Source organism: Marinobacter changyiensis (genome assembly GCF_009193265.1).
Lineage (GTDB): Bacteria > Pseudomonadota > Gammaproteobacteria > Pseudomonadales > Oleiphilaceae > Marinobacter > Marinobacter changyiensis.
The window spans coordinates 347,984-369,957 of sequence record NZ_VZZZ01000001.1 but is presented as its reverse complement, the minus strand read 5'-3'; the positions used below and the strand labels follow the sequence as shown (position 1 = coordinate 369,957).

At 56.9% G+C, this 21,974-nt stretch carries 21 protein-coding genes, 1 tRNA gene and 1 pseudogene; 10 read left to right on the top strand and 13 right to left on the bottom strand.

The genetic code is table 11. The features are described from left to right. Nucleotides 1–62 precede the first annotated feature (62 nt). The 7 genes from F6Y09_RS01900 to F6Y09_RS01870 all read right to left on the bottom strand — a co-directional run bounded on the left by F6Y09_RS01900 (nucleotide 63) and on the right by F6Y09_RS01870 (nucleotide 5,602). A complete protein-coding gene (locus F6Y09_RS01900; RefSeq protein ID WP_152205232.1) occupies nucleotides 63–743 on the bottom strand; it encodes an ABC transporter ATP-binding protein in 681 nt (226 codons plus the stop codon). After that, a complete protein-coding gene (locus tag F6Y09_RS01895) occupies nucleotides 731–1,489 on the bottom strand; it encodes an ABC transporter ATP-binding protein (RefSeq protein ID WP_152205231.1) in 759 nt (252 codons plus the stop codon). The genes F6Y09_RS01900 and F6Y09_RS01895 overlap by 13 nt, the downstream gene beginning before the upstream one ends. Continuing rightward, entirely contained in the window at nucleotides 1,482–2,519 is a 1,038-nt protein-coding gene (locus tag F6Y09_RS01890) for a branched-chain amino acid ABC transporter permease (RefSeq protein WP_152205230.1), read from the bottom strand. Before F6Y09_RS01890 ends, F6Y09_RS01895 begins: the two co-directional genes overlap by 8 nt. Continuing rightward, entirely contained in the window at nucleotides 2,512–3,432 is a 921-nt protein-coding gene (locus F6Y09_RS01885; RefSeq protein ID WP_152205229.1) for a branched-chain amino acid ABC transporter permease, read from the bottom strand. The genes F6Y09_RS01890 and F6Y09_RS01885 overlap by 8 nt, the downstream gene beginning before the upstream one ends. Nucleotides 3,433–3,567: 135 nt before the next feature. Continuing rightward, on the bottom strand, nucleotides 3,568–4,707 hold the full coding sequence (locus F6Y09_RS01880; protein WP_152205228.1) for an ABC transporter substrate-binding protein: 1,140 nt from the start codon (nucleotides 4,705–4,707) through the stop codon (nucleotides 3,568–3,570). A 101-nt stretch (nucleotides 4,708–4,808) separates the two neighbouring features. Beyond that, a complete protein-coding gene (locus F6Y09_RS01875; protein ID WP_152205227.1) occupies nucleotides 4,809–5,270 on the bottom strand; it encodes a MarR family winged helix-turn-helix transcriptional regulator in 462 nt (153 codons plus the stop codon). After that, entirely contained in the window at nucleotides 5,267–5,602 is a 336-nt protein-coding gene (locus F6Y09_RS01870) for a hypothetical protein (RefSeq protein WP_179959300.1), read from the bottom strand. The genes F6Y09_RS01875 and F6Y09_RS01870 overlap by 4 nt, the downstream gene beginning before the upstream one ends. 343 nt (nucleotides 5,603–5,945) lie before the next feature. Between F6Y09_RS01870 and F6Y09_RS01865 the strand changes: the two genes are divergently transcribed. Both F6Y09_RS01865 and F6Y09_RS01860 read left to right on the top strand, forming a co-directional pair. Then, nucleotides 5,946–6,803: an alpha/beta hydrolase gene (locus F6Y09_RS01865; protein WP_152205225.1), complete on the top strand. Its 858-nt coding sequence runs from the start codon at nucleotides 5,946–5,948 to the stop codon at nucleotides 6,801–6,803. Between the two features lie 336 nt (nucleotides 6,804–7,139). Continuing rightward, on the top strand, nucleotides 7,140–8,066 hold the full coding sequence (locus F6Y09_RS01860) for a LysR substrate-binding domain-containing protein (protein ID WP_152205224.1): 927 nt from the start codon (nucleotides 7,140–7,142) through the stop codon (nucleotides 8,064–8,066). 306 nt (nucleotides 8,067–8,372) lie between these two features. On the opposite strand, the pseudogene F6Y09_RS01855 reads toward F6Y09_RS01860, so the two are convergent. Then, a pseudogene (locus tag F6Y09_RS01855) lies at nucleotides 8,373–9,245 on the bottom strand (BCCT family transporter); the annotation flags it as partial. 158 nt (nucleotides 9,246–9,403) lie between these two features. Here F6Y09_RS01855 and F6Y09_RS01850 point away from each other — a divergent pair. Genes F6Y09_RS01850 through F6Y09_RS01835 form a run of 4 tightly spaced genes read left to right on the top strand, consistent with a single transcriptional unit; the run spans nucleotide 9,404 to nucleotide 13,719 of the window. Continuing rightward, nucleotides 9,404–10,588, top strand: coding sequence for an aromatic ring-hydroxylating oxygenase subunit alpha (locus F6Y09_RS01850; protein WP_152205223.1), 1,185 nt, complete (start codon nucleotides 9,404–9,406; stop codon nucleotides 10,586–10,588). Between the two features lie 28 nt (nucleotides 10,589–10,616). Next, nucleotides 10,617–12,059 carry an aldehyde dehydrogenase family protein gene (locus F6Y09_RS01845; protein WP_152205222.1) on the top strand — a complete coding sequence of 481 codons (1,443 nt, stop codon included), beginning with the start codon at nucleotides 10,617–10,619 and terminating at the stop codon, nucleotides 12,057–12,059. Between the two features lie 9 nt (nucleotides 12,060–12,068). Next, the gene (locus tag F6Y09_RS01840; RefSeq protein ID WP_152205221.1) at nucleotides 12,069–13,388 is read left to right on the top strand and encodes an NAD(P)/FAD-dependent oxidoreductase; all 1,320 of its coding nucleotides are present in this window, start codon (nucleotides 12,069–12,071) and stop codon (nucleotides 13,386–13,388) included. 19 nt (nucleotides 13,389–13,407) lie between these two features. After that, complete coding sequence (locus F6Y09_RS01835) at nucleotides 13,408–13,719, top strand: cupin domain-containing protein (protein WP_152205220.1); 312 nt, start codon at nucleotides 13,408–13,410, stop codon at nucleotides 13,717–13,719. 54 nt (nucleotides 13,720–13,773) lie between these two features. On the opposite strand, the gene F6Y09_RS01830 is transcribed toward F6Y09_RS01835, so the two are convergent. The 5 genes from F6Y09_RS01830 to F6Y09_RS01810 form a co-directional block, all read right to left on the bottom strand. Further along, nucleotides 13,774–14,901 (bottom strand): Fic family protein, encoded by a 1,128-nt coding sequence (locus F6Y09_RS01830; RefSeq protein WP_152205219.1) that lies wholly within the window; start codon nucleotides 14,899–14,901, stop codon nucleotides 13,774–13,776. Nucleotides 14,902–15,168: 267 nt separating this feature from the next. Further along, nucleotides 15,169–15,244, bottom strand: a tRNA-Phe gene (locus tag F6Y09_RS01825). Nucleotides 15,245–15,499: 255 nt separating this feature from the next. Next, nucleotides 15,500–15,772 (bottom strand): oxidative damage protection protein, encoded by a 273-nt coding sequence (locus F6Y09_RS01820; RefSeq protein WP_152205218.1) that lies wholly within the window; start codon nucleotides 15,770–15,772, stop codon nucleotides 15,500–15,502. Between the two features lie 54 nt (nucleotides 15,773–15,826). Further along, nucleotides 15,827–16,900, bottom strand: a complete 1,074-nt coding sequence (gene mutY / locus F6Y09_RS01815) for an A/G-specific adenine glycosylase (protein WP_152205217.1) — start codon at nucleotides 16,898–16,900, stop codon at nucleotides 15,827–15,829. Beyond that, nucleotides 16,900–19,095: an AsmA family protein gene (locus tag F6Y09_RS01810; RefSeq protein WP_152205216.1), complete on the bottom strand. Its 2,196-nt coding sequence runs from the start codon at nucleotides 19,093–19,095 to the stop codon at nucleotides 16,900–16,902. Before F6Y09_RS01810 ends, mutY begins: the two co-directional genes overlap by 1 nt. A 223-nt stretch (nucleotides 19,096–19,318) precedes the next feature. Here F6Y09_RS01810 and F6Y09_RS01805 point away from each other — a divergent pair, with 223 nt between their 5' ends. From F6Y09_RS01805 to hisA, 4 genes are all read left to right on the top strand, one after another. Continuing rightward, on the top strand, nucleotides 19,319–19,780 hold the full coding sequence (locus F6Y09_RS01805; RefSeq protein WP_152205215.1) for an SRPBCC family protein: 462 nt from the start codon (nucleotides 19,319–19,321) through the stop codon (nucleotides 19,778–19,780). Between the two features lie 118 nt (nucleotides 19,781–19,898). After that, a complete protein-coding gene (hisB, locus tag F6Y09_RS01800; RefSeq protein WP_152205214.1) occupies nucleotides 19,899–20,492 on the top strand; it encodes an imidazoleglycerol-phosphate dehydratase HisB in 594 nt (197 codons plus the stop codon). A gap of 21 nt (nucleotides 20,493–20,513) precedes the next feature. Further along, nucleotides 20,514–21,152: an imidazole glycerol phosphate synthase subunit HisH gene (gene hisH, locus F6Y09_RS01795; protein ID WP_152205213.1), complete on the top strand. Its 639-nt coding sequence runs from the start codon at nucleotides 20,514–20,516 to the stop codon at nucleotides 21,150–21,152. A gap of 59 nt (nucleotides 21,153–21,211) precedes the next feature. Further along, entirely contained in the window at nucleotides 21,212–21,973 is a 762-nt protein-coding gene (hisA, locus tag F6Y09_RS01790) for a 1-(5-phosphoribosyl)-5-[(5-phosphoribosylamino)methylideneamino]imidazole-4-carboxamide isomerase (protein WP_152205212.1), read from the top strand. Nucleotide 21,974: the final 1 nt, after the last annotated feature.

Here is a 21,974-nt window from a genome sequence, read left to right as displayed (position 1 = left end):
TGGTGCGTGGTTGCCAGCGAAATGGAAAAACCGCATACAAGATGATTAATTACGACAGGCTGTCAAACACCCAGATAGCGGTCTTTAACAGCGTCGCCCAGCTCTCCGGGATGGCCATTCCAGACGGACTGACCCTTCTCAAGAATGAGGCAGCGGTCGGCTCTGGGTAGTAGTTCATTCAGTGTCTTGTCGACCAGCAGAATGGACATACCGGCCTCCTTCAGGATCGCAATGGCCTTCCAGATTTCCTGGCGAATCACCGGCGCCAGACCTTCAGTGGCTTCATCGAGCACCAGCAACCTGGGGTTGGTCATCAGCGCCCGCCCGATGGCGAGCATTTGTTGCTCGCCGCCGGATAGGGTCAGTGCAAGCTGGTGGCGGCGCTCGGCCAGGCGCGGAAAGAGGGCTTCGACCCGATTCTGTGTCCAGTCGCCCGGATTGGCCGTAGCCAGCAGGTTTTCACGCACGGTCAGGTTGGTAAAGCAACGCCGACCTTCAGGCACCAGGCCAAGGCCCAGTCTGGCGATGCGGTGCGGCGCCAGGCGCGTAATGTTCTGGCCAGCAAATTGGACCTCGCCTGCACTGGCTGGCGTTAACCCGAAAATAGTGCGAATGGTTGTGGTCTTGCCCATGCCATTACGGCCCATCAGAGCGACCAGTTCACCCGCCTCCACAGTCAGATCGACGCCGAACAGCGCCTGGGATGGTCCATAGCAGGTTTGGATGGCGTTCACGCTGAGCATCTGTCGTCTCCCAAGTAGGCTTCCCGCACCTGCGGATTATTGCGGATGGCGTCACTGTCTCCATGAGCGACTACTTCTCCTGCAACCAGCACGGAGATCCGGTCAGCGAGTCGAAAGACCGCATCCATGTCGTGTTCGATGAGCAGAATTGGAACGTCATGCTTGAGCTTTTCCAACAGCAGGGTGAGCTTGGCAGTCCCTTCCGGTCCCAGTCCCGCCATGGGCTCATCCAGGAGCAGGGCTATGGGTTTCAGGGCCAGGGCACAGGCCACTTCCACCTGCCGGCGTTCACCGTGGGAAAGCTCCGCCACGGGTGTATCGGCGCGGGCATCCAGACCCATGCGGGTCAGTGCCTCAAGCGCCGGGCCCACCAGGCTCGGGTCGGAATGGACCGGCGTCCAGAACCGGAAGGAACTGCCCTGCAGGGCCTGGACCGCGATCATCACGTTGCGTTTGACACTGAGGTCCTCGGCCAGGGACGACACCTGAAAGCTGCGCCCCAGACCACGTCGCGCGCGCTCGGCCACCGATAAGCGGGTGATGTTTTTGCCGTCCAGCCAGATCTCGCCGCTGTCCGGTAACAGTGTGCCGGCAATCTGTGCGATCAGTGTCGACTTGCCCGCGCCGTTAGGACCGATCAGGACGTGGATTTCCCCCGGAACAAGATCAACCGAGACGCTCTGGGTTGCACGCAAGGCACCGAAGGATTTCTCCAGGTTTTGGATGCTGAGAATGGCTTCAGGCATGTCGAGCTCTCCCCGCCAGAAGGCCCATAACACCGCCGGGCGCGAACAGCACTACCATGAGTATTATCAGGCCCAGGAAAAATTGCCAGTGCTCGGTCAGTCCGCCCAGAAAGGTTTCCATCAGAACGATGAGGATCGCGCCTGCGAGCGGACCGCAGAGACGGCCGACGCCGCCGAGAATGACGATGACCATGATTTCACCGGATTGGTGCCAACTCAGCATGGACGGGCCTACAAAGCCATTCAGGTCGGCATAGAGCGCGCCCGCCAAGCCGGTGATCATGCCGCTGATAACGAACGCCACCTGTTTGATCGGTCGCGGTTCGACACCGGCGGTTGCGAGCCTGACGGGATTCAGTCGGGCCATGGTAAGGGCAGCCCCGAATCGGGCGGCCATGATGCGCTGGCAAAAGCCGAGCGCCAGCAGCAGCAGGGCGAAACTGAGGCCAAAAAATACCAGGCTGTTCGTGGTATCCAAGCCGTAGAACTGATTGCGGATGTATATCGGCAGCCCATCCTCACCGCCATAGGCCGGCCAGGAGACGGCGAAGTAGTAGATCATCTGGGCGAAAGCCAGGGTAATCATAATGAAATAGACACCAGAGGTACCGAGCGAGATTCTGCCGATCAGCCAGGCGACCACTCCGCATACCGACATGGCGGTGATCCACAGCGGCACCATCTGATCGCTGCCTGCAGGCAGAAAATCTATCCCGAGAATCGGGGTCATGTTGAAGGCATGGAAAGCGCCAACGCTGACGGTGTAACCCCCCAGTCCAAAAAAGGCGGCGTGCCCAAAGCTCACCAGGCCGCCAAACCCGAGCGCAAGATTAAGGCCGACGCCCGCCAGTGCAATGATGGCAATGCGCGAGGCCAGGTCGACGAAATAGGGCTCGCCGGCGAAATGGGCGACCGATGCTGCAAGAGCCAGTCCCGCCAGCAGTATCAGGCTGACCCATTGCTCGCGGGTGAAGGCCGGTAAGGGCCTGGACTTGGCCCGGCTTTGTTGTGTGGAATCCAGGCTAGTCATTGGCAGCAAACAACCCATGTGGTTTGAACGCGAGGATGATGGCCATAAGCAGGTAAATGAGCATGGAGGCCAGTGCTGCCCCCACTCCGGCGGCATCCGAGGCATCCATGAAGAGTTTGAAGAAATCCGGCAGCAGAATCCGGCCCAGGGTGTCGACCACGCCCACCAGAAGGGAGCCGATCAAAGCGCCCTTGATGGAGCCGATGCCGCCGATAACGATCACTACGAAGGCCAGTATCAGTACCGGTTCTCCCATGCCGACCTGCACGGTCTGCAAGGCGCCGATGGTGGCTCCGGCCAGCCCGGCCAGGCCCGCCCCCAGGGCAAATATCAGGGTATAGAGGGTGCTGATGTCGACGCCGAGCGCGCCGATCATTTCCCGGTCGTTTTCGCCGGCACGGATGCGCATGCCCAGGCGGGTCTTGCTGATCATCAGGTAGAGGCCCACGGCAACGACGACACCCATCAGGATAATGGCCAGCCGGTAGATCGAGTAGCTGACACCCCCCGGCAGCGTCACTGAACCGGTCAGGCTCTCAGGGACGTTAAGCCACAGCGGTGAAGACCCATAGAGCCAACGAGTGCCTTCGGAGAAAATCAAGATCAGGGCAAAGGTCGCCAACACCTGATCGAGGTGATCCCGCCGGTACAGTCGCCGGACTACCAGAACTTCCACAATGGCGCCCGTGGCTGCGGCCGCCAAGGCTCCGCTGGCGAGGCCCAGCCAGAACGATCCGGTGGCGCCCGCGACCCAGGCGGTGACGAAAGCACCGGTCATGTAGAAGGAACCATGGGCCAGATTGATCAGGCCCATGACGCCAAAGACCAGAGTCAGGCCACTCGCCATCAGAAACAGCATGGTGCCCAGTTGGATGCCGTTCAGCAGTTGTTCCAGTATCAATGACAGGGTCACAGCAGTTTCCTATCGGGTGCGCCTGAAAACATTGCTCTCGATTCAGCTCGTGTCGCCAGATCGAGAGCAGTGTTTTCGGACACGCTTAGTTTGCTACGGGAAGGAGTGCCTGGGAGAGGACACCCGGTTTACAGCTCAGAGCTTGCACTGTTCCACATAGGCATCCTGAATATCCTCTACCGCGACCCCAACCAGCCTGTTGGTTGGCTTGCCGTCGCCAGCTACGACTTCACGCACGTAGATGTCCTGGATCGGGTGGTTGTTGCGACCGAAGCGAAAATCACCTCGGACCGAGTCGAATTTAGCGGCTTTCAGGGCCTTGCGAAAAGCAGCCTGGTCGTCCGGATGGGCTTCGTCCAGGGCCGAAAGAATCAAGTTGGCCGTGTCGAACCCCTGGGATGCGTACAAGGTGGGTACCCGGCCGTGCTTCTTGGAGAAGCTATCGACAAAGGCCCTGTTAGTGGGATTCTCCAGGTCGTGCGTCCATTGCGACGTGTTCTTCACGCCGACGGATGCGTCGCCGACAGCGCCCAGTATTATTTCATCAAAGGAAAACGCCGGCCCGTAGACCGGCAGGTCCAGGCCGGCACTCTGGTATTGCTTCATGAACGAAATACCCATGCCGCCAGGAAGGAAGAAGTAGATGCTCTCGGCGTCGCTGGCACGAATCTGGGCTAGTTCGGCAGCATAATCCGTCTGTCCCAGCTTGGTATACAGCTCGCCTGCCAGTTCACCCTTGTAGTACCTCTTGAAGCCCGCCAGGCCATCGGTGCCGGCCGGGTAGTTTGGCGCCAGGATGAACGGCTTTTTCACGTTGTCCTTTTCCATATGGACGCCCATGGCCTCGTGGAGGTTGTCGTTCTGCCAGGCGACGTTGAAATAGTTCTCATGACAGAGTCGCCCAGCGAGCTCGGAAGGGCCGGCATTGGGCGACAGGTAGAACGTGCCCTTGCGCACGGCTGAGGGCACCACTGCCATGGCCAGGTTGGACCAGACAATACCCGTGAGGATATCGACATTTTCACGCTGGATGAATTCGTTGGCGAGGTTCTTCGCGACATCCGGCCTGCGGGCGTCATCCTGGATCAGCACTTGAACGTTGTCCCGGTCGGCTTGCTCCATTGCCAGCATGAAGCCGTCACGTACATCAACGCCGAGATGGGAGCCGCCCCCCGATAGGGTCGTGATCATGCCGATCTTTACGTCTTCGGCGTGACTGACGGCGGCAGTGGAGGCCATCAGCAGGCCCAGGCCTGCACTCATTAATTTTTTCATGTTTCTCTCCAGCGGTGCTTGTAGTTGTTGTTGCTGTGTAAGCCATCTGGCTGTGCCCGAATATCGCTTCTTTATATGTTTGGGCTGGCGTTGGGCCATTTTCATCCATGCTCTCCCGGATCGTTCGGTAAGTGGGCAAGCAATTCGCTCATATGGTGTGCCGTGTCGGCTGAAATATGAGAAAGCAAATTGTTAACCCACTCCTTGTGGGCGGTCGCCATGCTGGTGAACTGATCCTGGCCGGCATCGCTCAGCGCGATGCGTATGGCCCGGCGATCGCCTTCTATGGCAAAGCGTTCGACCAATCCGTCCCTGACCAGACGGCTGACGACGCCGGTCACGTTGCCGTTGGACACTTTCAGCTGCTGCGATACTTCGTTCATCTTCAGTCCGTCCGGATGACGAGAGAGGGCGGCCAGGACGTGGAACCGGGGGAGCGTGCTGCCAAACTCCGTCCGCAGCCGCTCGCGCAACTGCGCCTCTACCCCGCGGGTCGTGCTCAGCAGGCGCAGCCAGAGACGCAAGCGCTCTCTGCTGGAGTCCTGGGGGTTGCCGGAGCTCATACTTCGCCGCCCGAAATAGAGATTGCCTGGCCCGTCAATCGGGTCCGGGCCTTTACGGTCAGGAATAGCCCTGTGAGGTTGACTGCCAGCAGCGGTTGCCGTTGCTCCAGAGTGGTTTTCTTGAACGGCTTGCTCCGGGCTCCTCCGGCGTTGACGTTGGTGACCCGGCCTCCCGCACGGGCAAAGGCCAACTTGGTCCCGGAACCGATGGAGAGTTGGGCTGTGGCGGCAGCGTCGCCCATCAGCACGATGTTGTTGTGACTCCAGCGCTCGCACAGTACGCGGGGGAAATTGATCCAGGCCGAGCCCCGAATATGGAGGGCATCAGTCATCAAGGCATGACCGTTTAGACCGGCTATTGTCATTGTTGTCTACCTAATGCTGGATGCTGTCGGTCTCTACTCAGGTCGGGGAGGTGTATGCCTGGTACCAGCCTGTCTGTCCACCCTCAAGCCGGTTAAGAATCTGTAGTGTTAGCATCAATGTAGGGCGGAAAAAAATATATTTCAAGTATAAATGTTCATGCTTGAATGGATAAGCCGTGAGAGCTAATCTTAAGGTTGCCAGCAATGAATGGAAAGCTTTGAATCTCTTAACGTATATGGCCCACAGGTACCAGTCAGATTCGAATTCCAGTGATTAGCAAACGTCCAAGAACGCTAATAAGGATACTCAATGCTGTACCGCCGTTTCTCCACCCAGGAAGAGATTGACCAGCAATATGACCCGGCTCGCTCTGTTGACGCAGGCTCAGCTCTTGCACGCTACCAGGATGCGAGCAGGGCGGCACGCGCCCAGCTCAACAGTTTGCAGAGCCTGGCTTTTGGTCCGACCTTGCCAGAGTATCTGGACTTGTTTTCGGCGAAGTCCCCCAACGCGCCCTTGCATGTATTTTTTCATGGAGGCTACTGGCGGGCGCTGAGCAGTAAAGAGTTTGCCTTTGTGGCCCATGGGCTGGTGCCAGCGGGAGTGACTGTCGCCGTGGTCAACTATGCATTATGCCCCCAGGTGTCGATAAGTGAGATTGTGCGCCAGTGTCGGGCAGCGCTTGCCTGGCTGTATGGGAATGCCGCTGATTATGACTACGACCCGGAGCGAATCACCATCTCGGGACATTCCGCCGGTGGTCAGATTGTGGGCATGTTGCTGGCCACGGATTGGGCTGGGGAGTACGGTCTGTCCAATAATATCATCAAGGGCGCAGTGGCCATCAGTGGGCTGTTTGATTTGACACCGTTCCCTTATTCCTGGCTCCAGCCCAAGCTGCAGTTGGGTGGGAGGGAAGTGACAACCCTAAGCCCCCTGTTCCAGTCATCGGTTGTGGACTGTCCGGTGGTGGTGGCGGTAGGAGAGCTGGAGTCCGAGGAGTTTCATCGCCAGTCCAGGGACTATGTCACATGGCTTGAGCAGGCGAAGCCACGGGGATCGGTGTGCCATCTTGCTGTGCCTGGGACAGATCATTTCTCGGTAATCGGCGGTCTTGGAACCGGGTCGGGTCCCGTGTTTGAGAGCATTCTAGGGCAAATAGAGTAGCGAAACGGGCCATTGAGATTCTCAAATCACTGCCACGAGATTGCGGCGTGTACGTATTTCCCGGGTACCGTGGCAAAGAAATGATGAGCGAGAATGCGTTTAATCTGACCGTGAAAGAGATTCATCAGACTGACGTGAAAAATGGCGGGCGGAGCTTGCGCTGGCGTATCTCGGAACAGCGAATAGTGTTCAGGCGCTTGAACCGATCTGGACAGAACCGCGTGCCGCCGGAGAGTTGCAAACCATCAAGTCTACAGTTTGATCTGGGGGTGAGTGCAGGTAACGTTGCCCTGATAAAATAAGCGATACGCAACGTAAAGCAGGTGGAACCAGCCGGTGAAAATCACTCCATTACCTCCGCTCAACAGTCTGGTCGCTTTTGAGGCAGCTGCGCGTCATTTAAGTTTTACCCTGGCAGCCGAGGAATTGAATGTGACCCAAGGCGCCATTAGTCGTCAGATACGCTGCCTTGAGGACTACCTGGGTAAGCCTCTGTTTACCCGGGCCACCCGCAAGGTCAACTTAACCATGGCGGGATTACAGTACGCACAGGCAATCCGGAGTTCTCTGACAGAGATCGCATCGGTGACGAGCGATATAGGTTCGTGGCGGAGCATGCAGCAGGTTACGGTGGCAACATCGAGTGCCATGGCGTCGTTATGGTTGCTGCCGAAGATTGCCAGATTTCAGCAGGAGCACGAAAATATTGATTTGCGCATTGTCGCTCTTGAACAAATTCGCGATCTTGGTCGCGTGGAAGCAGATATCGCACTGTTCTATTGCCGCACACCGCCCGCCGCCATGCATGCCACAACCCTGTTTGCTGAAGAGGTGTTTCCGGTCTGTAGCCCCGACTATCTTGAGCAATACGGCCCTTTCGAAAGCCCCGACGATTTTTTTGGTTGTACTCTACTGTCGCTGGAGGAGGCGGATGTGGATTGGGTCAGTTGGAAGAACTGGTTTCGGCAGGTGGGCTGGGAAGTAGCGCCGCCTAAGCGGCGGCTGAACATTAACAGCTACTCAATGCTGATTCAGGCTGCAATTATGGGGCAGGGCATGGCGCTCGGTTGGGGACAGTTGGTTGATGACTACCTGGCAAGCGGTCAACTTGTTCGTCCTACCTCCACAGTACTGCGCACCGAGGCTCGGTTCTGTCTGTTGGAGAAGGGCGAAGCTCCCTCGCGACACGCCAGTGTGCGTGCTTTCCGGGAGTGGCTTCTTAACACAGTACCCCGTGAGGTAGGGGGTCTTGGACTGACCTGACATTGCACTCTGGAGCCCTCTGGTAATCTCTCTGATTTCGAAATCCAGATTCACATCGCTGGGTCGTGCCTGCATTGGGAGCATGGCAGCTGCCATGGGCTCCCGTCGCAAGGTGCGGTAAAGGCTGACTGTCATCAGCAGGATAAAGAAGGCAATCGGCAGGCCCGCAATGATGGAGGCCGTCTGAATGGTCTTCAGCCCGCCTGGGTCCAGGCCTTCAAACATAGCGAATAAAGCTGAGGTGGTATCCGCCTGAGTAGCCTGCAGGATGGGGCCACCGGTAAAGGGTGTGTCAGCAACGCTGATATCTGCCGCGACGGCATTGTCGTACGCGGTTCGAGCCTGCATTTCCTGGTACAGGGCGCTACCGCCGAACACGGACATCCAGACGCATGTCACCAGAGTTGGAACAATCAGTGCTCCGCCAATCATTTCCCGAATCGTACGGCCGCGCGAGATACGTGCGATGAACATTCCGACGAACGGTGCCCAGGTCATCCACCACGGCCAGTAAAATGCAGTCCAGTAGTTCTGGCCGCCGCTGTTCATTTGTATGACGCCCAATCCCGGTGACTGGGACACTCCGAATGCCGTAATTCCAACAGTCAGGATATCCACGGTGTCGCCGATCGGACCATAAATCCGATTGCCGATGAAGGGGTAGAGTATGGAGCGGAGGGTGAGCGGCAGGCCTTTCCGATAAGCGAAGTAGGCTAATGATAAAGCAACGATAATAAAGGTCGCCCAGGGATGCAGTCCCCAGTGGAAGAACGTCAGTCGCATGGCCGTTGTCGCGGATTCAGCGGTTAGGTCGGCCGAAAAGGGGTTCGCCGCATAATGGTACATGGGTTCGGCGACTGACCAGAAGATCAGCCCAATGCCCATACCTCCTGAAAACAGCATACTCACCCAGGCAAGGTAGCTGAATTCGGGTTTTTCATCGTCCTTGCCGAGTCGGATATGACCAAACCGGCTCACCATCAGATAGAAAAGGAAACCGAGCACACCGGTGACCAGTGCCAGATAAAACCACTTGAAATTATTAAGGACGCTGGTGGAAATCTCCTGAAAGATCACTCCGGCCTGTTCTGCCATTACTGCGCAGAAAATGACGAATCCAATAACCAGGATCTTAGAGGCAATGGTTACGGTGGGGTCGAGGCCCTTACAAATATTCATGCATGAAAAATACTCATAGTTTGATGTCAAAACATCGATTGTCTGAAAGCCCTCTCCGCACACAGACTTCTTGCAATCCGGGCCACTTTTCGTTCAAGGCCGAGGAAAACAAAAAGCATCAACCAGCCAATTTCACAGAGAGGCACAGAGAGGCCATCATGACAAATCCGAACCTGATCCCCACCCAACAAATCGATCGTGTGCTCGCGCCGATCGCGGATGCCAGCGGCATGCCGAACGCAGCGTATGTCAGCGAAGAATTTTTCCACCTGGAGCGTGACACGCTCATGGCAGGTACCTGGGTGTGTGTCGGGTTCGCCAGTGATCTGGTCAAAGATGGCTACGTTAAGCCAGTGAACTTCATGGGGCTGCCGTTGCTGCTTATGCGAAACAAAAGCGGCGAGACCCAGGTTTTTCACAATGTGTGCAGTCACCGCGGTATGCAATTGATGGCGGAGGAGGGCGAAGTGCAGGGGGTTATTCGCTGTCCTTACCACTCATGGACGTACGATCTTGATGGCAATCTGAAAGGCACGCCGCACATCGGTGGCGTCGGCCAGCACAAAGTCGAAGGCTTCAAATGTGAGAAGCACGGTCTCAAGCCACTTCGCAGTGCGGTGTGGATGGACATGATCTTCATCAATGCAGACGGTCAGGCCGAGCCGTTTACCGATCACGTGGCGCCGCTGGAAAACCGCTGGCGTGACTTTATCGGTGCCGATGGCTTTGATCTTTTGCGGCGGGTGAATATGGGCGGCAGTCTGGAAATCAGCGTCGACTGCAACTGGAAACTTGCGGTAGAAAATTATTGCGAGAGCTATCACCTGCCATGGGTTCATCCCAGTTTGAACAGTTATTCGCGCCTGGAAGACCATTACAACATTCAGGCGGGCGACCATTGCTCCGGCCAGGGTAGCCTGGCGTATCGTCTGTCCAATGTGGCTGGCACCCATTTACCGAAGTTCCCGTCCTGGCCCCAGGACAAGCTGGAGCATGCGGAGTACATCTCCTTTTTTCCCAATGTGCTGCTCGGTATCCAGGCTGACCACGCCTTCGCGATGATGCTGGAGCCGGTGTCTGCCGGAAAAATCACCGAACATTTGCGCGTCTATTATGTGGGTGACGAGGCGGCCGAGGATGCTTACGGCGCCTGCCGCACCTCCACTCTGGAATCCTGGCGGGTCGTGTTTGGTGAAGATATCGGCGTGGTTGAGGGTATGCAGCGGGGTCGCCGGTCACCCGGCTTCCAGGGGGGCGTGTTCTCCCCGGTTCTTGACCACCCGACTCACTTTTTCCACCAGTGGGTAGCCCGTCGTGTTCGCGGCGACGCATCGACTGCATGATATTCAGACCATTACCGGGGAGCACGCCATGGGCAGCTTAGAACGTTTTTACAATTACATTGATGGTTCGTGGACCGGCAGCGAAACCTACCGCATGGTCGATGATCCGGCTACGGGCCAACCCTATGCGGAAATCGCGGATGCCAGTATTAGCGACGCAGACGCCGCCATGGCAGCGGCGCGCCGTTGTGTCGACTCCGGCGCCCTGACATCTGTGCGCCCGGCCCAGAGGGTCTCCTGGTTATTGGCCATTGCCCGTGAAATAAAGGCACTGACCGAAGAAGCCGCCATGGTACTGAGCCGGGAAAACGGCAAATCACTTGATATTGCCCGCGGCGAGTTCGAGGAGTCCGCCCGCTATTTCGAGTATTACGCTGGCATGGCTGACAAAATTGAAGGTACGTCTATCCCGCTGGGTAACGGCTATGTCGATTTCACCAGTTATGAGCCAATGGGTGTTTCGGTACAGATTGTGCCATGGAATTTTCCGCCTTCGATCTGTGCACGTTCCCTGGCGCCAGCACTTGCCGCCGGCAACGCGGTGGTGGTCAAGTCGCCGGAAATATCGCCCCTGGCAATGACCTATTTGATGACGGCATGCGAGCGTGCAGGGCTTCCTCGTGGCGCAGTCAATTTGCTCTGTGGGGTGGGCGCGGTTGTCGGTGCCCATCTGGTCGAGCATACCGAAACCAACCAGATCGTGTTCACCGGTTCGGTTGCTACCGGGCAACGGATTTTGCGAGCTGCTGCCGAACGCGCAACACCTTGTGTCATGGAATTGGGCGGCAAGTCGGCGGCCATCGTCCACGCTGATGCCAATCTGGATCAGGTGATTGCAAGCGTCGAAACGGGCATCTTTTTCAACGCGGGCCAAGTGTGCTCGGCCATGTCCCGTCTGCTTGTGCATCGGTCACGGATGGAAGAAGTTTGCCAGCGGGTCACTGAACTCACGAAAAGTCTGTCCATTGGTGCGGGTGTCACCAATCCGGGCCTGACGCCGCTGATTTCGGAGGCGCAATTGACCCAGGTGGAGGGTATGTGTCGCCGAGCTATTGTCGAAGGCGCGACCTGCATCACAGGTGGAGAACGGGTTTCCGGCACCTCTGGTTACTTCATGCAGCCCACCGTATTTACCGATGTAGCGGTGGATAGTGAGATTTTCCAGCAGGAGGTTTTCGGACCCGTGTTAGTGATTCATGCCTTTGATTCGGAGGACGAAGCTGTGGCCCTGGCCAATGGCACCGCTTTTGGTTTGGTGGCCGGTGTTTTCGACCAGCATCTGGATCGCGCCCTGCGAACGGCTCGACGCCTTCGTGGCGGACAGGTGTTCATCAACGAATGGTTCGCTGGTGGGGTGGAAACACCCTTCGGTGGCGTAGGGCTTTCAGGCTATGGTCGCGAAAAAGGCCAGCAAGGGCTTTATGGTTATGTGCAGACAAAAAATATCGCCATCCGCATTGCTGGCGAATAAGGAACGGGTGTGACAGAGTCAATTATTCCCCGCGATGATAAATGCAACGGCTGGTATCACCTGCTTGCGGAGCCTGCCAAGGCGCGTCGATTGGCCCTTCGTAAAGACGTCGAATGGCTGGTCATCGGTGCCGGTTTTACGGGTCTGGCAGCCGCGCGACGCCTGGCGGAATTACGACCCGGCCAGAAAGTTGTCTTGCTGGATGCCTTACGAGTGGGGCAAGGCGCTTCCGGCCGCAATACCGGATTCGTTATCGATCTACCCCACAAACGGGACCTGGAAGGCGATGATCTTGCCCGTAAACAAAAGCTTCTGGGCCTCAACCGGAATGCCATCAAGGATCTGGGTACACTGGTCGAAAGTCATAACATTGAATGCGGTTGGTCCATCGCCGGTAAATACCAGGGCGCGGTCGGCGAACGCGGACTCAAGTATTTGAGTGGCTACGAGAAGCTTCTCAAGGAATTTGGTTACCCCTACAAAAGGCTCGAACGGGAAGACCTACACCCAATTCTCGGCACTTCGCATTATGCGGCTGCTATCTACACTGCGGATACAGCGCTCATGCAACCGGCCGCTCTGGTGCGCGGCCTGGCTGATACGCTGCCGGACAATGTAGAGCTCCACGAGGACTCTCCGGTGGTCGGCCTGTCCCGCAGTAACGGCCATTGGCACGCCGTGACACCGGAGGGCGAGGTGCGGGCTAAAAATCTGGTGTTGGGCTCCAATATCTATTCCCAGGAATTCGGTTTCCTCAAGGGTCGAATGTTGCCGGTAATGACTTTCGCCAGCATGACCCGGGAGCTGACCGATCAGGAAATGGAATTATTTAGTGAGGCGCCACACCACTTTGGCCTGACACCTGCGGATCATGCCGGTACAACCGTGCGACTTACGCCGGATCGACGATTAATCATCCGCAACCAATACCGGTTTGTTCCCAAGTACCATGACAACCTCGCCGGCCGCACCGCTATTCGCCAGGGCCATCGGGACTCGTTTCTGGCGCGCTATCCCTCATTGGAACATGTGCCTTTCGATTCCACCTGGGGCGGTGCCTGTGGGCTATCCCGCAACTACACGCCCTTCTTTGGTGAAGTGGGCGATCATGCCTGGATGTCAGGGGTTCATCAGAGTGTCGGTGCCGCACGGGGAACCATCTCCGGCAAGTTGATTGCAGAACTGGCTACAGGTCAGGATTCCAGTCAACTGGCAGATATGCTTGCAGTATCCGGCAAGCCCGCCATGAATCCGCCGCAACCTTTTCTCAGTGTCGGTGTAAAGACACGTATGGTTCACGCCGCCTGGGCGAGCCGGAGCGAGTTATGATTTTTAAAAGGACGTGTGTATGAGCCAATCTCCGGTTCGAGCGGTTAAATTCGACCATCACGAAACGGATTTTAATCACCGCGGCGGGCCACCCGGCCACGCCGCCATCGGACGCACGGTTGATAGTGTGCTGAGCGCCACGATAGGGACCGGTTTTGCCCGCTGGGAAGGCGCCGAAGTGGCCTGGACACTGCTCTACGATGAGGTCATATTTGTCATCGAAGGCGAGCTTGTGGTCACAGCCGCAGACGAAACCCACCATGTACTGCCAGGCGAGATACTCTGGATTCCTGAAGGTACGGAATTGGTTTACGGGTGTGGTATTGAATAGCTGGGCCTGATCATCGCTTGAGGTGAAAATCCGTACCTGTTGTTCTGTCATGACTTATTCCTTGTCGTTTCGGCCAAATGACACAATATAGCGGGTGCTGCGACCCCCACCAGGCAGTCTTTCCAGACAGCCCTTTCCCAATAATTCTGCCAGATCCCGGGTCGCCGTGGCTTTACTGACCTTGGCCAGTGACTGGTACTTGCGGGCATTGATGCCTTGCTCAAATTTTTCACCAGTTGTGTCCAGCAAGCGGTTCAGAACCTTGATCTGTCGTTCGTTGAGTACCGTGGTGGTGTACTCTTGCCAGAATCTTGCCTTTACCAATACACGGTCCACTCTGGACAGTGCTTGCTGCAGGGCTTCCCCCAATGTGTCCAGAAACCAGGCAAGCCACGCTGTAATGACGAGACCGCCGCTTTGGGTTTGTTCGAGGTGGTCATAATAGGTATTGCGCCGAGCCATGATGGCCGCACTCAGGGAATAGAACCGAACCGACTGCCGTTCCGCCTGTGCCAATGCCCGGTCCGTCACGGCTCGGGTCACACGCCCGTTACCATCATCAAAGGGGTGGAGTGTGATCAGCCAAAGGTGGGCGATACCGGCACGGAGTAGGAGATCAATACCGGTTGGTGGGTCGTTGAACCACTTGATAAACACTTCAAGCTCCGTGTCCAGACGATCGCGAGGTGGGGCTTCAAAGTGTACCTTTGGCCGATCGGTTCGCCCCGACACCACTTGCATCGGCTGTTCACCACGGAGCTCACCAACGCGAATTTTGGACAGCAGGCCAGGCCCCTCAGGAAAGAGCATGGATTGCCAGTGGCAAAGCTGGTCGCGGGACAGGGGCTCGTCCGGTTGGTGGGTGGCTTCCAGCAACAGCTTAACCAGCGATTCGGATTCCGGAGTGGTTCTGCCCGATACTCCGGCTCGTTCGAGGCTAAGCTGCCGGGCAACGGAAGAGCGCACGGAGCCGACATCCAAGTGTTCGCCCTCGATTTCACTGGTGCGGATCGCGTTCTGGATCAGTGCATCCATCTCCACTTCCAAGTCTACCCGCTTGGGGGCTGCTTCGGTACGACCCAGCAATCGGCCCTGCAAAAGACGCACGGCATCAAGTTTTGGGCGGAGTGCTGCTTCATCCCATTTAAACTGCGGCCAGTCGCTTTGTTCCCAGATATGCATGAGCTGAATAGCGTTCCTTTTCGGATCAGAATGTGAGCCGATTATGGTTTATATTCGGCTCATTGGCCAGTCAGGATGCGCATTGGTGCAATAGAGGCTATTGCTTTGGCGGGCAAAGTACGAAAACAGTTAATTGGGGAGCTTAGTGGAAGAGGTGGTGGGGCGCCATTGGGCCGGCCAGCGTGGAGGCATTGCTTTGAGGTTACTGCTTTGTCCTTCTTCTAAAACAACAAAGCCCGCACGAGGCGGGCTAAGTCATTGAAATAATGGTGCCCGGAGGCGGAATCGAACCACCGACACGAGGATTTTCAATCCTCTGCTCTACCAACTGAGCTATCCGGGCGTTGTCACTTACCTCGTAAGGTGCAGCAGCAACGGGGCGCTATTAAACCGGTTTAGGATGCCTGAGTCAAGGCTGGTCCGGGAAAATTTTCACAGGCACTTCCAAGGGTTGGGAGCATCGCAAAAGAACCTGCTTACCAGACCGCCAATTGCCATGGATGGCAATTGCGAGCCTACAGGGATGTATTCACGGCATGTCTGGCAAGCAGGTGCTTTTGTGATGCCAGGCTCAATAGGTCCGATGCCCGGGTCATTCTCATTTCTCAGGCGGCACGTAGCCTTCAGCTTTATCAAACGGCTCGTTACTGAGAAAACGTTCCATCTGCGCCTGCAGGTACTTGCGTGAGTTGGGGTCCATCATGTTGAGGTGTTTTTCATTGATCAGCATGGTCTGCTGGCTTTGCCATTCCTGCCAGGCTTTTTTTGATACGGTTTTGTAGATTTCCTCGCCTTTCTTGCCGGGCATGGGCGGCATGTCCAGGCCTTCAAGTTCTTCGTTATATTTGCGGCATAAGACCGTGCGGCTCATGGGTACTCCTTTGGGCAATTGCCGGTTGTCGATGATCAGGCGAATGGTAACAGATCAGAGCAGGACAGGTTGCGCCGGTGAGCTGAGCAGGATGCGAATGGGGGCTGGCAGGCCCAGGGCAAGAGCGTCATCCCGATAGACCCAGCGGTGGTCGTCGCGGTCGGCGATGGTAGACCTCGTCGCCCCACTGGCGACGGCCAGTCTGGCGGGCTGGATATGCAGGTGGTAATGGCTGAAGGTGTGGCGGAATCCTGCATCAGGCTGGGCATCGCCGCAATCGAAGCCGAAGCTTCTTTCACAGGCGTCGCTCAGCTCCTCTGCGTTGTAGGCGGCATCCAGTTCCGGCAGGCTCCAGAGGCCGCCCCAGATGCCGCTGGGTGGTCGGCGTTCCAGCAAAACCCGGCCCTCGGAATCTTCCAGTATGACCACCCAGGTGGTTTTCTCAGGTTTCACCTTTTTGGGTTTGGGGGCAGGGTAGAGCTTGGTCTCGCCGCGCTGGTAGGCCAGACAGGTAGTTGCCAGCGGGCAGTGTTCGCAATCGGGCCGGCTGCGGGTGCATACGATAGCACCCAGGTCCATGATGGCCTGGGTATAGTCACGGATTCGGTGATCGGGTGTGTGGGTTTCGGCGTGCATCCAGAGTTGGCTCTGAACCCTGGTTTGGCCTGTCCAGCCGGGCACGGCATGGTGACGCGCCAGCACACGCTTGACGTTGCCATCGAGAATGGTAGCGCGCTGGCCAAAGGCCTGGGCCAGGATGGCGGCTGCGGTAGAGCGCCCGATGCCGGGCAGGGCCTCAAGTTGCTCCTGGTCGGCGGGGAATTCTCCTTGGTGATCCTGGACTATCGTCTGAGCTGCTTTTTGAAGGTTGCGGGCCCGGGCGTAATAGCCGAGGCCAGACCAGTGTCCCAGGACGTCGTCGATTGGTGCTTCGGCCAGGGCACGGACTTCCGGAAACCGGGCCATAAAGGCCTGGTAGTAGGGGATGACCGTCGCCACCTGGGTCTGCTGCAGCATGATCTCTGACAGCCAGACCCGGTAGGGAGAGCGGTTATGGTGCCAGGGCAGGTTTTTCCTGCCGTGACAGTCGTACCAATGCAAAAGCCGTTCGGCAAAACTTTCCGGCATCAGTTGAACAGGCCTTTAATGGCGTCTTTCACTTTTTCCGAGGTCTCACCGTCAAGGCGCTTCTCGAGCTCTTTGCCGACCTTGTCATCGATGGCTCGTTCCGCTTCCTTGGTGGCCTTTTGGCGCGCGGCATTGGCCGCCATATCCTTGAGAGTGTCGCGGAAGCGTGAACCGTCGAAGGAACACAGGCCCGCCGGGTCTTCCTCGAAGTTGCCGCGGCACTCAAGGGGAATAACCGCGCCTTCCACATACTCGGTCACACGGCAGGCTTCGTCACGGTGAATCTCACCCACAACACGAAGACCGATTTCATAATCCAGCTCGGACGCCTTCAGGTCAACGGTGCCGTCCCCGCGCAACTCCATACCCGCCAGAGCCGCCACCAGATCGGTGTTGTTGAGCGTGTTGCCGTCGATCTTGAGGGTGCCTTTCATGTCGTTGAACGGTGTGCCCTCGCTCCAGTCAGTAGCAGTCAGGGTCTCACCATTGGCCAGCGCGATGCCCTGGCAGGCCATGCGAGTCATGTTCATGCGGGTGAATTTTCCCTCTGCAAGGTTGAAGTTGATTTCACCCTTGGCTTGCTCCCGGATGACGGACATGCGATTGCCCCGGGTGTTGATGTCCATGTTGATGTTGGCGGCGCCGGCAAGCAGGTCAACTTCCGCCAGATCCGTTAGCAACGGCAAGGTTTGTACGTTGTTGACCTGATTGGCGATTACCCATTTCGGGTCATCTGTGCGGGCATCGAGCGTAACGTTGGCGTTGAAATCACCGTAGTAGAGTTGGCCGCTAAATTCGCTCATCTTGAGTAAGCCTTTGTTGGCCGTTACTACGGTTTTGATGTCGGCAATGGTCAAGTTGCTGATAATCAGCTCGCCGAGGCCGAGATTGATGTCCAGGGCCAGCCCACGAAGGGTTTCGAGCGGAAGCAGGTCAGTTTCCGGAGTTGCTGCAGTTTCAGCCGCAGGAGCACTCTCACCGGAGTCGTTCGCAGCATCAGCTTCTGCTTCTTCGCTGGCAGGTGGCAGATATCGATCGGCATCGAATTTGTCCCCGCTCAGCTTAAGCCCGATGGCACTGTTGCTCAGGGCGTAGCTTGCGCTGCCTGCAAAGGTGGTGTCATCGACTAGGATAGTAAGATTGCTGAGCTCGACCTTGCCGGCCGGCCCGCCTATATCGGTAGAGAATCCGATGTCGTTGAGGACGTCAGGATCGTCGGTTTCCGGAGCGCTCTGGCCGAGGGTGGTCAGCAGCTCCTTGAGCGAGAATTCCGGGATGTTGATATCGCCACTTATCGTAGGTTGATCGCCGAATCCGCTTACGTTCAGGTTGGTGGTCAGTTCCATATTGGCAAGGGCTGCCCGGAATTCCGTCAGTGTCGCAGTTTCGTTTTCGGTATTGGCTGTCAGTGCCCCGGTCAGTCTTGCCTGTACAGTCTCCTCTCCGAACGGAGCGCCGCTGAGGCTGAACTGGCTGTCCAGTCCGCTGATTTCGAATTCATTGAGGGCCGGGTTGGCCGATAGCTGGGCATTGATGCGGCCGTCGACATCGAACTCGGGCTCGCCTGTGGCAAAATGGAACGCAAGTTCCAGCGGAAATTTCTGGCCCAGCGCGATCTGGCTGGCGCTGAGGCTGAAATTTTCCAGAATGATCGATTGGCCGGTGCTGAGGTCGTCATAGTGGACCTGGGTATTGGTTATGCGAATATCTTCAACATTGAAATTCAGCGGCTCGCGGCCGGTTTCGGCTTCGTCCGGAGCTGGTTCGGCGGGTGCTGCCGTGTCGGTGGTATCGGTGCTGGCATCCGGTTCCGGCATGACCCGTGTCCAGTTGCCGGTACCATCTTCGGCGACACTCAATCTTGCATCCAGTCCGTCCAGGACAAAAGTGTTTACCTTGGGCGACATGGCGATCAGGGACCAGAAGTCGACCTGGGCAATCAATTGATCCAGTCGTATCAGGCGCTCACCGTCAAGGGTTGCCTCTACATCATTCAGCTCAAGACCCAGGGGGATCAGTGACCAGCCAATGTCGCCGGCGAGGACCAGATCAAGGTTGGTGTTGTCTTCAACGGCCTGTTCGATCTGTGGCTTGTAGGTGTTGGGGTCAATAACAAATATGACTACCCCGATGGCAATCACCACCAAGACAACCACTGCGAGCAGCGCGAGAATGATGTTACGGATTACTTTCATTATTTCAGAATCCTTTCAGGTAGAGGCAGGGCTTAAATGCCGGATGCTATAGAGGATAACGTAGACAAGGCAAATTTAAAGGTCATGCCATATGACAAAACGGTAGTGTTAAGACAGAATACGCTATTCAATGCCAAAGGGTGCAAGCCCGTTCGGCTGGAGGAATCAGTCGGGTAATCAGCATGTCCGTCAGGGCAGACCAATAATAAGATAGGAGTCTTTCGTGGCAATTACCGTATCCATTGAGCTGAATCGCGATATCAGGATCCCCGGGTCTTTTGATGACGTATTTGCACTGCTGGCAAATGTGCCGGAATCGGCCAGCCACTTCCCGAAGGTCAACCAGTTGATTGAGCTGGGTGATGAGATCTACCGATGGGAGATGGCGAAAGTGGGCGTCGACAAGTATTCCATTCAATCGGTTTACGCCTGCAAGTATGTGGCAGACAAAGAGGCCGGGAAAATCACCTGGACACCGGTTAAAGGTGAGGGCAACGGGGTGGTAAAAGGCTCCTGGACCCTCACCAGTGAAGATGCGGGTACCACTCGGGCCAGGTTCCAGACCTCTGCCGTGCTGACGTTGCCGCTGCCAGGCCTGCTCAAGCTGGCGATCAGCCCGGTGATCAAGCACGAGTTCAACAGCCTTGTGGATACCTACATGGCGAATCTCAAAAAAGCGTTTTGATGGCCCGGTCTGACGAGCTCAGTTACGCCGGGATTGGGGCAGGACGCCTGCGAACAGAACAGGTATAATCTTGGCCTATCAGTTACCGGCTTTAGCCGCTCAATGACCTGGAGACCCCATGGCCGAACGTAAGGCTCGGGTAGAACGTAATACCCTCGAGACTCAGATCACGGTAGAAATCAATCTGGATGGCACTGGCCAGTCCCGTTTCGATACCGGTGTGCATTTCCTTGACCACATGATGGACCAGATCGCCCGCCATGGCCTGGTTGATCTGGATATCGTTGCCAAGGGTGACCTGCATATTGATGATCATCACACCGTGGAAGACATCGGCATCACCCTGGGCCAGGCCTTCAGGCAGGCCGTGGGTGACAAGAAGGGCATTCGCCGTTACGGCCACGCCTATGTGCCGTTGGATGAAGCGTTGTCCCGGGTCGTTATCGACCTGTCGGGCCGCCCCGGGTTGACCATGGATGTGCCTTATACCCGCGGCTCCGTGGGTGGTTTTGACGTTGACCTGTTCAGTGAGTTCTTCCACGGTTTTGTCAATCACTCCATGGTGACGCTGCACATCGACAACCTGAAGGGCAAGAATACTCACCATCAGATCGAGACGGTGTTCAAGGCCTTCGGACGAGCCCTTCGGATGGCGATTGAGCCGGATGAGCGCATGGCCGGTGTTATTGCCTCTACCAAAGGCTCGCTGTAATCGTTTCGGAGCTTTTGTGATATGAAAACCCTCGCCATTATTGATTACGGGATGGGCAACCTCCATTCCGTCAGCAAGGCCGTGGAGCTGGTGGCGCCGGACACTCGCGTTCTGGTGACCTCTGACCCCGCCCAGATACGTGAGGCGGATAGGGTTATCCTGCCGGGCGTTGGCGCTATCCGCGATTGCATGGCGGAAATTCTCCGGCTCGGCGTGGACGATCTGGTGCGTGAAGTGTCGGCTGACCGTCCTCTATTGGGCATCTGCGTTGGCATGCAGGCGCTGATGTCCCGCAGTGAAGAAAACGGCTGGGTAGATTGCATCAACCTGTTCCCCTCGGAAGTGCGGTTTTTCGGCAATCACCTGAAAGAAGGTGATGTCCGCCTGAAAGTGCCTCACATGGGCTGGAATGAGGTCTACCAGACCACTGACCATCCGGTCTGGCACAACATTCCCGATGGCGACCGGTTCTATTTCGTGCACAGCTATTACGCCGAAGCCGAAGGCAATCCCGATATTGCCGGCCGCACCCACTATGGTATTGATATTGCCGCTGCCGTTGCTCGCGACAACATATTTGCAGTGCAGTTCCATCCTGAGAAAAGTCACCGGGCCGGGTTGCAGTTGCTGAAGAATTTTGTCCAGTGGACAGGCGCCTAGCCATTCGGGTCTGTCCACCCCGTTGATGACAAACTGACCACTGATAACGGATATATCCCATGCTTATTATTCCCGCCATTGATCTGAAAGACGGTAAATGTGTCCGCTTGCGCCAGGGCCGAATGGAAGACTCGACTGTTTTCTCTGATGACCCCGTTGATGTGGCTACCCGCTGGGTTGATGCCGGTGCGCGCCGCCTGCACCTGGTTGATTTGAACGGCGCGTTCGCAGGTGAGCCGGTTAACGGCGAGATCGTCCGGGCCATTGCCCGCAAATATCCGGAGCTGCCGATCCAGATTGGCGGTGGCATTCGTTCTGCCGAAACCATCGAAGCCTACCTTCAGGCGGGCGTTCAGTGGGTGATCATTGGCACCAAGGCAGTCAAGGAACCTGAGTTCGTGACTGACATGTGCCGGCGGTTTCCGGGCCACATCATTGTCGGGCTCGACGCCAAGGACGGGCTGGTTGCTACCGACGGCTGGGCCGAGGTGTCTGAGGTCAAAGCGACCGACCTGGCGAAGCGATTTGCGAATGACGGTGTGGAGGCCATTGTATACACCGATATCAGCCGTGACGGCATGATGCAGGGGGTTAATGTCGAGGCTACCGCTGCGCTGGCGGAAGCCTGTGGTATTCCGGTCATCGCCTCCGGCGGTGTTACAAATATAGACGATCTCATGCAACTGGCCGATGTGGCCGACCGTGGCATTCTGGGTGCGATAACCGGCCGGGCAATCTACGAGGGCACCCTTGACGTCGCTGAAGCCCAGGCCTGGTGCGACAGCCTTGGTAGTGGTATCCAGAACGGTATGGGGAACTGAC